General features: G+C 57.7%; 11 protein-coding genes, 1 tRNA gene, 1 rRNA gene and 1 riboswitch. Of the genes, 5 read left to right on the top strand and 8 right to left on the bottom strand.

What is annotated here, in order from left to right:
* Nucleotides 1–47: 47 nt before the first annotated feature.
* Together E7738_RS12665 and E7738_RS12670 are read right to left on the bottom strand one after the other, a co-directional pair.
* Nucleotides 48–123, bottom strand: a tRNA-Glu gene (locus E7738_RS12665).
* Between the two features lie 86 nt (nt 124–209).
* Nucleotides 210–1,751 (bottom strand): 16S ribosomal RNA (locus tag E7738_RS12670).
* A gap of 629 nt (nt 1,752–2,380) precedes the next feature.
* On the opposite strand from E7738_RS12670, the gene purH reads away from it, so the two are divergent.
* Together purH and purD are read left to right on the top strand one after the other, a co-directional pair.
* The gene (purH, locus tag E7738_RS12675) at nt 2,381–3,970 is read left to right on the top strand and encodes a bifunctional phosphoribosylaminoimidazolecarboxamide formyltransferase/IMP cyclohydrolase (RefSeq protein WP_021508192.1); all 1,590 of its coding nucleotides are present in this window, start codon (nt 2,381–2,383) and stop codon (nt 3,968–3,970) included.
* An 18-nt stretch (nt 3,971–3,988) separates the two neighbouring features.
* Nucleotides 3,989–5,269: a phosphoribosylamine--glycine ligase gene (purD, locus tag E7738_RS12680; RefSeq protein WP_394515684.1), complete on the top strand. Its 1,281-nt coding sequence runs from the start codon at nt 3,989–3,991 to the stop codon at nt 5,267–5,269.
* Nucleotides 5,270–5,297: 28 nt separating this feature from the next.
* Here purD and E7738_RS12685 read toward each other — a convergent pair whose 3' ends face one another.
* The 6 genes from E7738_RS12685 to nudC all read right to left on the bottom strand — a co-directional run bounded on the left by E7738_RS12685 (nt 5,298) and on the right by nudC (nt 9,697).
* On the bottom strand, nt 5,298–5,963 hold the full coding sequence (locus E7738_RS12685; protein WP_021508194.1) for a DUF1481 domain-containing protein: 666 nt from the start codon (nt 5,961–5,963) through the stop codon (nt 5,298–5,300).
* Nucleotides 5,964–6,031: 68 nt separating this feature from the next.
* On the bottom strand, nt 6,032–6,304 hold the full coding sequence (hupA, locus tag E7738_RS12690; protein ID WP_006121511.1) for a nucleoid-associated protein HU-alpha: 273 nt from the start codon (nt 6,302–6,304) through the stop codon (nt 6,032–6,034).
* 188 nt (nt 6,305–6,492) lie between these two features.
* A complete protein-coding gene (locus E7738_RS12695; protein ID WP_058758906.1) occupies nt 6,493–7,083 on the bottom strand; it encodes a YjaG family protein in 591 nt (196 codons plus the stop codon).
* Between the two features lie 62 nt (nt 7,084–7,145).
* Nucleotides 7,146–7,814: a deoxyribonuclease V gene (gene nfi / locus E7738_RS12700; protein ID WP_058781855.1), complete on the bottom strand. Its 669-nt coding sequence runs from the start codon at nt 7,812–7,814 to the stop codon at nt 7,146–7,148.
* A gap of 2 nt (nt 7,815–7,816) precedes the next feature.
* A complete protein-coding gene (gene hemE / locus E7738_RS12705; RefSeq protein ID WP_394515685.1) occupies nt 7,817–8,884 on the bottom strand; it encodes a uroporphyrinogen decarboxylase in 1,068 nt (355 codons plus the stop codon).
* 39 nt (nt 8,885–8,923) lie between these two features.
* The gene (gene nudC / locus E7738_RS12710) at nt 8,924–9,697 is read right to left on the bottom strand and encodes an NAD(+) diphosphatase (RefSeq protein ID WP_021508198.1); all 774 of its coding nucleotides are present in this window, start codon (nt 9,695–9,697) and stop codon (nt 8,924–8,926) included.
* 88 nt (nt 9,698–9,785) lie between these two features.
* On the opposite strand from nudC, the gene E7738_RS12715 reads away from it, so the two are divergent.
* The 3 genes from E7738_RS12715 to thiE all read left to right on the top strand — a co-directional run bounded on the left by E7738_RS12715 (nt 9,786) and on the right by thiE (nt 13,205).
* Nucleotides 9,786–10,292 carry an Rsd/AlgQ family anti-sigma factor gene (locus E7738_RS12715; protein WP_021508199.1) on the top strand — a complete coding sequence of 169 codons (507 nt, stop codon included), beginning with the start codon at nt 9,786–9,788 and terminating at the stop codon, nt 10,290–10,292.
* A gap of 151 nt (nt 10,293–10,443) precedes the next feature.
* Nucleotides 10,444–10,544, top strand: a riboswitch (TPP riboswitch).
* Between the two features lie 91 nt (nt 10,545–10,635).
* Entirely contained in the window at nt 10,636–12,558 is a 1,923-nt protein-coding gene (gene thiC, locus E7738_RS12720; RefSeq protein ID WP_021508200.1) for a phosphomethylpyrimidine synthase ThiC, read from the top strand.
* On the top strand, nt 12,558–13,205 hold the full coding sequence (gene thiE, locus E7738_RS12725; protein ID WP_264443779.1) for a thiamine phosphate synthase: 648 nt from the start codon (nt 12,558–12,560) through the stop codon (nt 13,203–13,205). Before thiC ends, thiE begins: the two co-directional genes overlap by 1 nt.
* Nucleotides 13,206–13,268: the final 63 nt, after the last annotated feature.

The following is a 13,268-nucleotide window of genomic DNA, read 5'->3' on the forward strand; positions in this document are numbered from 1 at the left end:
ACACTCTGAAGTATTATCGGTAACGCCTTTCACTCATTACCAGCAAGTGGCGTCCCCTAGGGGATTCGAACCCCTGTTACCGCCGTGAAAGGGCGGTGTCCTAGGCCTCTAGACGAAGGGGACACTGAAGTCTCTTTCGTAAGACGCTTTGCTCATTACTTTTCTATCAGACAATCTGTGTGAGCACTTCGCGGGAAGGTATCTTCAGGTAAGGAGGTGATCCAACCGCAGGTTCCCCTACGGTTACCTTGTTACGACTTCACCCCAGTCATGAATCACAAAGTGGTAAGCGCCCTCCCGAAGGTTAAGCTACCTACTTCTTTTGCAACCCACTCCCATGGTGTGACGGGCGGTGTGTACAAGGCCCGGGAACGTATTCACCGTAGCATTCTGATCTACGATTACTAGCGATTCCGACTTCATGGAGTCGAGTTGCAGACTCCAATCCGGACTACGACGCACTTTATGAGGTCCGCTTGCTCTCGCGAGGTCGCTTCTCTTTGTATGCGCCATTGTAGCACGTGTGTAGCCCTGGCCGTAAGGGCCATGATGACTTGACGTCATCCCCACCTTCCTCCGGTTTATCACCGGCAGTCTCCTTTGAGTTCCCGGCCGAGCCGCTGGCAACAAAGGATAAGGGTTGCGCTCGTTGCGGGACTTAACCCAACATTTCACAACACGAGCTGACGACAGCCATGCAGCACCTGTCTCAGAGTTCCCGAAGGCACCAAAGCATCTCTGCTAAGTTCTCTGGATGTCAAGGCCAGGTAAGGTTCTTCGCGTTGCATCGAATTAAACCACATGCTCCACCGCTTGTGCGGGCCCCCGTCAATTCATTTGAGTTTTAACCTTGCGGCCGTACTCCCCAGGCGGTCGACTTAACGCGTTAGCTCCGGAAGCCACGCCTCAAGGGCACAACCTCCAAGTCGACATCGTTTACGGCGTGGACTACCAGGGTATCTAATCCTGTTTGCTCCCCACGCTTTCGCACCTGAGCGTCAGTCTTCGTCCAGGGGGCCGCCTTCGCCACCGGTATTCCTCCAGATCTCTACGCATTTCACCGCTACACCTGGAATTCTACCCCCCTCTACGAGACTCAAGCCTGCCAGTTTCAAATGCAGTTCCCAGGTTAAGCCCGGGGATTTCACATCTGACTTAACAGACCGCCTGCGTGCGCTTTACGCCCAGTAATTCCGATTAACGCTTGCACCCTCCGTATTACCGCGGCTGCTGGCACGGAGTTAGCCGGTGCTTCTTCTGCGGGTAACGTCAATCGGCGAGGTTATTAACCTCACCGCCTTCCTCCCCGCTGAAAGTACTTTACAACCCGAAGGCCTTCTTCATACACGCGGCATGGCTGCATCAGGCTTGCGCCCATTGTGCAATATTCCCCACTGCTGCCTCCCGTAGGAGTCTGGACCGTGTCTCAGTTCCAGTGTGGCTGGTCATCCTCTCAGACCAGCTAGGGATCGTCGCCTAGGTGAGCCATTACCCCACCTACTAGCTAATCCCATCTGGGCACATCCGATGGTGTGAGGCCCGAAGGTCCCCCACTTTGGTCTTGCGACATTATGCGGTATTAGCTACCGTTTCCAGTAGTTATCCCCCTCCATCGGGCAGTTTCCCAGACATTACTCACCCGTCCGCCACTCGCCACCCAAAGAGCAAGCTCTTCTGTGCTGCCGTTCGACTTGCATGTGTTAGGCCTGCCGCCAGCGTTCAATCTGAGCCATGATCAAACTCTTCAATTTAAGTTTGATTTGCTGCAACGAGTGCAGCGATGCTCTGTGAATTAAACTTCGTAATGAATTACGTGTTCACTCAGCAAAGACTTGATATTTTTTAAAGCCCGTAGGCTTGTGATATCAATCCTGCGAGTGCCCACACAGATTGTCTGATAAATTGTTAAAGAGCGGTGCGACGCGGCGTTCGGCCTGCTGTCGCGAGGTGGCGTATATTACGCTTTCCTCCTTCAGAGTCAAACACTTTTTTCAGCGTTTTTCCCCGGCGGAAGTTCTTAACGAAGCTTCCTGTCTACACCGCATTCCGTAAGTCGTTGTGCCGTGTCGATGGAGGCGCATTATAGGGAGTTGTTCGGCACGCGCAACCGCTAAATTCAATAAAAACAATCGTTCGCTGCATTCCACAGCAAAACCCCGCCTTATACCCGGTTACACACAAAGTTATCCACATCTGCAGCCGGTAATAAATTTAGGCGAGCATCGCGCAAACGTTTTCGCTACAATGCCCCGCGACGTCAAGGATGCCCCTTTTGGGGCGTTACCTGAGGTAAATGTTCTCTTCTATATATAGAGAGAGAAAGTTAAGCCTGATGTAACGCTCTTATTTACGCGAAACAAAGCCAAGGGATAAAACCACCATGCAACAACGTCGTCCTGTACGCCGCGCTCTGCTCAGTGTCTCTGACAAAGCCGGTATCCTCGAATTTGCTCAGGCCCTCTCCCATCGTGGTGTTGAGCTGCTCTCCACAGGTGGCACCGCACGCCTGCTGGCAGATGCCGGCCTGCCCGTCACGGAAGTTTCTGACTACACCGGTTTCCCGGAAATGATGGATGGACGCGTCAAAACGCTGCACCCCAAAGTGCACGGTGGCATTCTGGGCCGTCGCGGCACCGATGATGCCATCATGGCCGAGCACGCCATCAATCCTATCGACATGGTGGTGGTGAACCTCTATCCCTTTGCCCAGACCGTGGCGAAAGCCGACTGCAGCCTGGAAGATGCCGTTGAGAACATTGATATCGGCGGCCCCACCATGGTGCGCTCGGCAGCCAAGAACCACAAAGACGTGGCGATCGTGGTAAAGAGCAGTGACTACGACGCGATCATCGCGGAGCTCGATGCCAACGAAAACTCCCTGACGCTGGAAACCCGTTTCGATCTGGCCATCAAAGCCTTTGAACACACCGCCGCTTACGACAGCATGATTGCCAACTACTTTGGCAGCCTGGTACCGGCCTATCACGGCGAGAGCACCGCGCCGGCCGGCCGCTTCCCGCGCACCCTGAACCTCAACTTTATTAAAAAGCAGGATATGCGTTACGGCGAGAACAGCCATCAGGACGCTGCTTTCTATATTGAAGAGCAAGTCAGCGAAGCGTCGGTCGCCACCGCACAGCAGCTGCAGGGCAAAGCGCTGTCCTACAACAATATTGCCGATACCGATGCGGCACTGGAGTGCGTCAAGGAGTTCAGCGAGCCAGCCTGCGTTATCGTCAAGCACGCTAACCCATGCGGCGTCGCCGCAGGCGATTCAATTCTTGCCGCCTACGAGCGCGCTTATAAAACCGATCCGACCTCGGCGTTCGGCGGCATCATCGCCTTTAACCGTGAGCTGGATGAAGCGACCGCGCAGGCGATCATCAGCCGTCAGTTCGTGGAAGTCATTATTGCGCCATCGGCCAGTGAAGCGGCACTGCGCGTGACCGCAGCCAAACAGAACGTCCGCGTTCTGGTGTGCGGTCAGTGGCAGAGCCGTGTGGCCGGTCTCGACTTCAAACGCGTCAACGGTGGCCTGCTGGTTCAGGATCGCGATCTTGGTATGGTCGATGCCAGCCAGCTGCGCGTTGTCAGCCAACGTCAGCCAACCGAACAGGAACTGCGTGACGCGCTGTTCTGCTGGAAAGTGGCGAAATTCGTTAAATCCAACGCCATTGTGTATGCACGCGACAACATGACGATCGGTATTGGCGCGGGCCAGATGAGCCGCGTTTACTCTGCCAAAATTGCCGGCATCAAAGCCGCTGACGAAGGACTGGAGGTGAAGGGTTCCGCCATGGCTTCCGACGCCTTCTTCCCGTTCCGCGATGGCATTGATGCCGCAGCAGCAGTGGGCATCACCTGTGTGATCCAGCCGGGCGGTTCCATTCGCGATGATGAAGTTATTGCTGCCGCCGACGAGCACGGCATCGCGATGATCTTCACTGACATGCGTCATTTCCGCCATTAATAGCCTGGAGCCGTAACGATGAAAATTTTAGTGATTGGTAATGGTGGACGTGAACACGCGCTTGCGTGGAAAGCAGCACAGTCGCCGCTGGCAGAAACCGTATTTGTTGCGCCAGGCAACGCCGGTACCGCGCTGGAGCCGGCCCTGCAGAACGTGGCCATCAGCGCCACCGATATTCCGGCCCTGCTGGCGTTTGCGCAGCAGGAAAACATCGACCTGACCATCGTCGGACCGGAAGCGCCGCTGGTGATTGGCGTAGTCGATGCGTTTCGCGCTGCCGGCCTGAAAATCTTTGGCCCGACGCAGGCGGCCGCGCAGCTGGAGGGCTCAAAAGCCTTCACCAAAGATTTCCTTGCCCGCCAGCAGATCCCGACGGCGGAATACCAGAACTTCACCGAGGTGGAACCCGCGCTGGCTTACCTGCGTGAGAAAGGTGCGCCGATCGTCATCAAAGCGGACGGTCTGGCCGCGGGTAAAGGCGTCATTGTCGCCATGACGCTGGCCGAAGCGGAAGCGGCAGTACAGGACATGCTGGCCGGCAATGCATTTGGCGACGCAGGTCACCGCATCGTCATCGAAGAATTCCTTGATGGTGAAGAAGCCAGCTTCATCGTGATGGTGGACGGCGATAATGTCCTGCCAATGGCCACCAGCCAGGATCACAAACGTGTTGGCGACGGCGACACCGGGCCGAACACCGGTGGCATGGGCGCTTACTCACCGGCACTGGTAGTGACCGATGAGATCCACCAGCGCGTGATGGATCAGATCATCTGGCCAACCGTCAACGGCATGAAAGCGGAAGGTAACACCTACACCGGTTTCCTGTATGCCGGTCTGATGATCGACAAAGCCGGTCAGCCGAAGGTGATCGAATTCAACTGCCGCTTCGGCGATCCGGAAACGCAGCCGATCATGCTGCGCCTGCAGTCGGATCTGGTCGCGCTGTGCCTCGCCGCCGTCGACGGCAAGCTCAATGAGCAGCAGTCACAGTGGGATCCGCGCCCGTCGCTCGGCGTGGTGCTGGCCGCAGGCGGTTATCCGGGCGACTACAACACGGGCGATCAGATCCACGGTCTGCCGCTGGAAGACGTACCGGACGGGAAGGTATTCCATGCCGGCACCACCCTGAAAGATGACCTGGTGGTGACCAGCGGCGGTCGCGTACTGTGCGTGACTGCGCTGGGTGAAGATGTGGCGGCAGCGCAGAAGAATGCCTACGCGCTGGCACAGCACATCTCATGGAACGGCAGCTTCTGCCGTAATGATATCGGTTACCGCGCGATTAACCGCAAGTAAGCCCCCGGCGGCGGCCAGCTGGTCGCCGCTAAAAATCAGCCTCTTTCGGCTGCCAGCGGCACTCATCTTCCGGCGTGGCACGCAGCAGTTGAATCCCCTCTGGCGCTTCCAGCCACGACAGGGTAATCGGCTGTTGCTGCCCCTGCTGTTGTCGATACAGCGTCGCCAGCGTGTCGCGATCGAACGCCACATTCACCTGCTGCCCCTCACAGTCACGGACCTGCGTACCGCCCTGCCAGTGCCCCTGCCGCAACAGTACCCGGCCACTCAGCAGTGCATTGCTCTGCGCCAGCATGCGCTGCGCGTCAAACCGGTACAGCTCGACGCTGTCGGCGCTGACGGCTTCACGCCGGCCAGCCAGCTGTCGCTGCATAAAATTGAGGTTGCCCTGATGGTCGAAACGCAGGGTTACGTCGTCCGGCTGCTGGCCAGTGACGTGCCGTTCCACGCTCAGCAGTTTATCCGCCTGCCAGATATAGTCGGTGGTTTCCCGGCTATCGCCATTGAAAGGGGTGTAGACAGTACGCAGATGGACGGCTTCGTGGTCGCCGTTTTTACGCCAGATTCGCACCGTGCCACGGTCAGACAGATAGCCGCTGGCGGTGAAAGCCGGAAGATCGGGAGTGGCACTGCAGCCGGTGAGTAATACCCCGAGGAGGATGGCGCAGAGGCGCTGAGGAGAGATGTTCAGCATAGCAGGCCCCGGTAACAAAAAGGGGCGAAATCGCCCCTCTTTTAAAGCTAAACCGCGATGCGGAAAACTTACTTAACAGCGTCTTTCAGTGCTTTACCAGAGACGAACGCTGGCACGTTAGCTGCAGCGATTTTGATCTCTTTGCCAGTCTGCGGGTTGCGACCGGTACGCTCAGCGCGGTGGTTCACTTTAAAAGTACCAAAACCAACCAGTTGTACAGCATCACCTTCTTTCAGAGACTCAGTGATCGCAGCCAGGGTAGATTCCAGCGCAGCTTTAGCCTGGGTTTTAGACAGGTCCGCTTTCTCTGCGATCACATCAATCAGTTGAGTCTTGTTCATAAGTTATCCTTAAAGTGTATTTATCGCTTGCTAAGCAACGAGTGCGAGGGAAAAGCCATATTCTGGCACTCTTCAGCCTGCACGCACCGATAGCCACAATTTTCAGCCCCCCAAATGTAGACCAGACAGGGGGCTGATGTGAAGCCTCCAGGCGCGGTAATTCGGGCCTGAAGTCACGTTTTCTCGCCTTATTGCTGAAAATTTATACCGATGTTACTGATTCCGGCTTCACGCAGGTCTGCACGTAGTCCTTTGATTAGCTCCAGGTCCCGTTCTTCGCACTCTGCCAGCAGGCGAAAAATCTCCCACTGCAGGTCCCATTCGTCAATTACCGCCTGGTTGTCACGCAGCTCTTCGTCGCTCATTTCGCGACCGGCCTGGGTCATTTCAAGGATGGCCACGGTGGTGATCGACGTGCGGCTGACTTCGATGGCGTGCTCCAGCGTTTCACCGCTCAGCTGCGCGTGCAGGAGTTCACTCAGCGCCACGCAGGCGTCAATCGCCGGGTGCACGCCGTAAACGTCAAAGTCGTCACCGTTTGGGATCGCCGCTTCCAGTTTCTCCAGCTGGCTGTCGAAATTGATTTTGGCATCCTTCACCGTCAGGCTTTCCCACACCAGGTCGAGAATGCGGCGATAGAGCTGCGGATCGGCAAACTCGGTCTGCTGACAGAAGGCCCAGTAATTGGGGAACATCCGCTCGCACAGACAGGCCATAAAGGTCATGTGCTGCCAGCTTTCCAGCTTCGCCAGACGCAAATGGACGGGGTTCTGTAACATCAAACTTACTCTCGGTAGATTAGCTGGCGGCAGTGTACCGCAAAAGCCGCGCACAAACAGCGTTAGCGCGCATTTTGCCACTTCACAAAAGCGGGACGGCCAGATGCCACGGCATCGGCCCAGCGCGTTGGCTCCGGCAAGCGGTAGCCAGCCATGCAGGCCTCAACCCAGTGCAGTGCGCTATCGAGGCTGACGCGGTGGCCGGTTGAGACAAACAGCGGGTTGCAGCGCGTCTTGCTGCGCCACACCCAGGCAATCTGCTCGCCTTTATCCATCAGCGGCTGACGACTGCCCGGTGCCGCATCCAGCTCAGCGAAACGGCCGCACAGGCGCTTTTTCGCTACGCCGATGGTTGGCACATCCAGCAGCGAGCCGAAATGCGCAGCAACGCCCAGCCGGCGCGGATGAGAGATGCCATGGCCGTCGACGAACAGCAGATCGGGCCGCTGCGACAATTGCTGCCACGCCGCCTGCAGGGCTGGAATTTCGCGAAACGAGAGAAAACCGGGGATGTAAGGCATGGTGGTCGCGACACGCGCGATGCGATGCTCCACCAGCGTTAATGAAGGGTATTCGAGGATCACCAGGGCGGCGCGCGTTACCTCGCCGCCCTGTTCAAAACCAACATCGGCGCCGCCAATGAAGCGCGGCGGCAGTACGTCAAAATCATCCTGCCGCACCACGCTGGCGGCGAGCTGTACCTGTTGCTGTCGTAGTGCGGCTAAATCCATGCTTATCCCTGATGATATGGTCGTGATAACCGATGCACCGCCTCCACAAACACGCCAGCGTGCTCTGGCGGAACATCCTGATGAATCCCGTGACCGAGGTTGAAGACGTGGCCTTCGCCTGCGCCAAAGCCTTCCAGAATCCCCGCCACTTCCTGCTCAATTCGTGCAGGGGGTGCATACAGCATAGACGGATCCATGTTGCCCTGCAGCGCGACTTTATCGCCCACGCGGCGCCGCGCTTCGCCAATATCAGTGGTCCAGTCAAGGCCCAGCGCATCACAGCCGGTGGCCGCCATCTCTTCCAGCCACTGGCCGCCGCCCTTGGTAAACAGGGTGATGGGCACGCGTCGTCCTTCGTTCTCATGCAGCACGCTGTCGACGATTTTGTGCATGTAATAGAGCGAGAATTCGCGATAGTCGCGCCCGGTCAGCACGCCGCCCCAGGTATCAAACACCATCACCGACTGCGCACCCGCTTTAATCTGCGCGTTGAGGTAAAGGATCACGCTCTCTGCCAGCTTATCCAGCAGCGCGTGCAGCGTCTGCGGCTCGGCATACATCATCTTCTTGATTTTGGTGAAAGCCTTGCTGCTGCCGCCTTCTACCATGTAGGTTGCCAGCGTCCACGGGCTGCCGGAGAAACCGATCAGCGGCACTTCGCCTTTGAGGTTGTGACGGATGGTGCGCACCGCATTCATCACGTAACCCAGCTCCTGCTCCGGATCCGGCACCGGTAGTTTATCCACATCGGCACGGCAGGCGATGGGGTGAGAGAAACGCGGGCCTTCGCCGGTCTCAAAGTAGAGCCCCAGGCCCATCGCATCCGGAATGGTCAGGATATCGCTGAAGAGGATCGCGGCATCCAGCGCATAGCGGCGCAGCGGCTGCAGGGTAACTTCGCACGCCAGCTCCGCGTTCTTACACAGCGACATAAAATCACCGGCCTCAGCGCGCGTGGCTTTGTATTCCGGCAGGTAACGCCCGGCTTGTCGCATCATCCATACCGGGGTGATATCCACCGGCTGGCGTAACAGGGCGCGCAGATAACGATCGTTCTTCAGTTCACTCATAATGGGCTCTCTCATGCTAAGGCCGGCAGTGTAGCATTTTCACGCCGCGCTGGCGCGACACAGCGCAACCGTATCTTCAATCAGCCGGCGCGCCACAGTGCCCGGCGGCGGCAACAGGGGCAGATCGTCGTAGCGATACCAGCCAGCATCCAGCAGCTCTTTACCATCGTGCTGCAGCTCGCCGCCATCGTACTCCGCCATGAACGCCATCATCAGCGAGTGCGGGAACGGCCACGGCTGCGAGGTCACGTAACGCACATTTTTTACCCGCACGTTGCTCTCTTCCATCACCTCGCGGGCCACCGCCTGCTCCAGCGTTTCACCGACTTCGACAAAACCGGCCAGCACGGTGTAGATGCTGTTGCGATGGCGTGCATGGTTTGCCAGCAGGATCTCCTCACCGCGACGAATCGCCACAATGATGCAGGGGGCGATTTGCGGATAGTAGCGCTCGCGGCAGTGGCTGCACAGGCAGGCAAATTCGCGCTTGCTGTGCTGCATTTCATGGCCGCAATAGCCGCACCAGCGATGCGAACGGTAGAACTCAGCCAGCTGCACGCCGCGCCCGGCGAGCTGAAACAGACCGACATCTTCGTCAATCAGCTGGCGCACCGAGGCCATATTGTCCGGACGCGCTTCGCATACCAGCCAGACGTTTTCGCCCTGCCACTCGCCAATCACTCTGCCGCTGCTGCCGGTCAGGCCAAACTCGCCGGATAAGCCATGCGGCAACTCGCCTTGCGGCAACCAAAGTTTCTGCGCGGAGCTGACAATCCACCAGCCAGCGTCTACGCTTGAGATCTCACGTTGCATCTTAATCGTTGTCCTTAGCGTCAAATGGCACGCTGAAATCCTGATGTTAAGTGTGTAATAAACAACTATAACTCACCTGGAGCCCCGTATGCTTACCCAGTTAGATAACCTGACCGAGCGTGTAGGTGGCGGTAATGAATTAGTCGACTCATGGTTGCGCGCCCGTCGACAGCTGCTCGTCACCTATTACGAGTTAATTGGCATGAAGCCGAACAAAGAAGCGCTGACCGCGCTGGATGAACAGGCGCTGGATGCGTTTTGCCATCGTCTGGTGGACTATCTCTCTACCGGCCACTTCAGCGTTTACGAGCGCATCATCAGCGAGATGTCCGGCGACAGCCCGATGATTGCGGCGGCGCAGATCTATCCGGCGCTGGAAGGCAATACTGAACGGCTGATGCAACTGTATGACAGCCATCTGCAGCAGGCCATTAATGACGACAACTGCGTGGATTTCCAGCAGGCGCTGTCAGAAGTGGGCGAAGCGCTGGAGTCACGCTTTACGCTGGAAGACAAACTGATTCAGCTCGCCTGGGATAACCAGCTGGCGCGCCCGCCGGTGGCCAACGACAGCACCATTGCTCGTCCGGCCTGAACCGCTGCAGTTGTAAAAGACTTGTTATTCTGGAAAAGCCCTTTTATGCTGAATGGGCTTTTTTATTGTCTTTTTAACGACAATCCACAATCAAACTTTGCGATATAAGCGCAGCGTGCAGCAGTCAGTAAAGTCGCTTATCGCGTAAAACGTAAACTTGTCGGAGTGCCCTTAGGGGCTGAGACCGTTAATTCGGGATCCGCGGAACCTGATCAGGTTAGTACCTGCGAAGGGAACAAGAGTAGATGTGATCAGCACGGTGCAGTCAGGCGCCCGGCACCGTTTCTGTTACTCCTTCCGGACTCCGGACAAGCAGCTTCCCCTTGTTTTCAGGAAACTTGCTATGTCTGATGCTAAAACCTCACGTCGTGAACAACGCGCGCAGGCGCAAAAATTTATCGATTCGCTCCAGGGAACCGCCTTCCCTAACTCCAAACGGATCTGGATCAGCGGCAGCCGCGCGGATATCCGCGTCCCGATGCGCGAAATTCAGCTCAGCCCGACGCACACCGGCGGCAGCAAAGATCATCCGCAATACGCAGAAAATGAACCGGTGCCGGTGTATGACACTGCCGGTGCCTATGGCGATCCCCACGCGACCATCAACGTGCATCAGGGTCTGGCAAAATTGCGCGCCGGCTGGATCGCCGAACGCAACGACAGCGAAACCATCAGCGCACTCAGCTCAAGCTACAGTCAGCAGCGGCTGGCGGATGACGGGCTGGATCATCTGCGTTTTGAACACCTGCCGCTGCCGCGCCGGGCCAAAGCGGGTCGCCGCGTCACGCAGCTGCACTATGCGCGTCAGGGCATTATCACGCCGGAGATGGAGTTCATCGCGCTGCGCGAAAACATGGGACGTGAGCGTATCCGCAGTGCAACGCTATTACAGCAGCACGCCGGTCACGGCTTTGGTGCGCAGCTGCCGGAGAATATCAGCGCCGAATTCGTGCGCGCTGAAGTGGCCAGCGGCCGCGCCATCATTCCTGCCAACATCAATCACCCGGAATCGGAGCCGATGATCATCGGCCGCAATTTTCTGGTGAAAGTCAACGCCAACATCGGCAACTCGGCGGTAAGTTCGTCGATTGAAGAGGAAGTGGAAAAACTGGTGTGGGCCACGCGCTGGGGGGCAGATACCGTGATGGATCTGTCGACCGGCCGCTATATCCATGAAACGCGCGAGTGGATTTTGCGCAACAGTCCGGTGCCGATCGGCACGGTGCCAATCTATCAGGCGCTGGAAAAGGTCAACGGCATCGCAGAAGATCTTAACTGGGACATTTTCCGCGATACCCTGCTGGAACAGGCTGAGCAGGGCGTTGATTACTTCACCATTCACGCGGGCGTGCTGCTGCGCTATGTGCCGATGACCGCACAACGGCTGACCGGCATCGTGTCGCGCGGCGGCTCAATCATGGCGAAGTGGTGCCTGTCACATCATCAGGAAAACTTCCTCTACCAGCATTTCCGCGAAATCTGTGAAATCTGCGCCGCCTATGATGTCGCGCTATCGCTCGGTGATGGTTTACGTCCCGGCTCGATTCAGGACGCCAACGACGAAGCCCAGTTTGCCGAACTGCGTACCTTAGGCGAGCTGACGCAAATCGCCTGGCAATATGATGTGCAGGTCATGATTGAAGGCCCCGGTCACGTGCCGATGCAGATGATCCGCCGCAATATGACCGAGCAGCTGGAACACTGCCATGAAGCGCCGTTTTATACGCTGGGCCCGCTGACGACCGATATCGCGCCGGGCTACGATCATTTTACCTCCGGGATTGGCGCCGCCATGATCGGCTGGTTTGGCTGTGCGATGCTGTGCTACGTCACGCCGAAAGAGCACCTTGGCCTGCCGAATAAAGAGGATGTTAAGCAGGGGCTGATTACCTACAAGATCGCCGCGCACGCAGCCGATCTGGCTAAAGGCCATCCCGGCGCGCAGATCCGCGACAACGCCATGTCGAAAGCTCGCTTCGAGTTCCGCTGGGAAGATCAGTTTAATCTGGCACTCGATCCGCATACCGCGCGGGCCTATCACGACGAAACCCTGCCGCAGGAATCCGGCAAAGTGGCCCACTTCTGTTCCATGTGCGGCCCCAAATTCTGTTCAATGAAAATCACCCAGGAAGTGCGCGAATTTGCCGCCCGCCAGCAGGCTGAAGCCCAGCCGATAGCGCTGGGCATGGCGCAAATGTCCGATGCCTTCCGTAGCCGTGGCGGCGAGCTGTATCACGCCGCCGATGCCCTGAAAGAGGAAAAATGATGACTGAAGCCTTCCCTGCCACCGCGCCAAAACTGGGGCTCTATCCGGTTGTCGACAGCGTGTTGTGGATTGAACGCCTGCTGGCAGCCGGCGTGCGCACCCTCCAGCTGCGCATCAAAGATGGCGATGATCGCCAGATTGAAGCCGCAGTACGCGATGCCATCGCCCTGGGCAAACAGTACGGCGCGCGGCTGTTTATCAACGATTACTGGCGCTTAGCGATTAAGTACAACGCTTATGGTGTGCATCTTGGTCAGGAGGATCTGGATGTGGCCGACCTGGACGCTATCCGCCACGCCGGCTTACGCCTGGGTCTGTCGACACACGATGACGCCGAGCTGGATCGCGCGCTGGCGCTGCGTCCGTCCTATATTGCGCTCGGCCACATCTTTCCGACACAAACCAAAGAGATGCCCTCTGCGCCGCAGGGCATAGCCGAGCTGAAGCGCCATCTGGCGCGGCTGCAGCACATTCCCACCGTAGCGATTGGCGGCATTTCGCTGGCACGCGTGCCGGAGGTGCTGGCGACCGGCGTCGGCAGCATTGCCGTGGTCAGCGCGATTATCCAGGCGGAAGACTGGCAGGCGGCGACCCGCCAGCTGCTGGCGCTGGTAGAATCCCCAGAGCATGTCGCAAAAGCGTTGTAACTGACTGCAACGGCGCTAAAAATCCGCGAATACGGCGCGCAAACGGCAGCAGTCAGGGCTGGC

The sequence above is a fragment of the Pantoea sp. SGAir0430 genome, assembly GCF_043549295.1.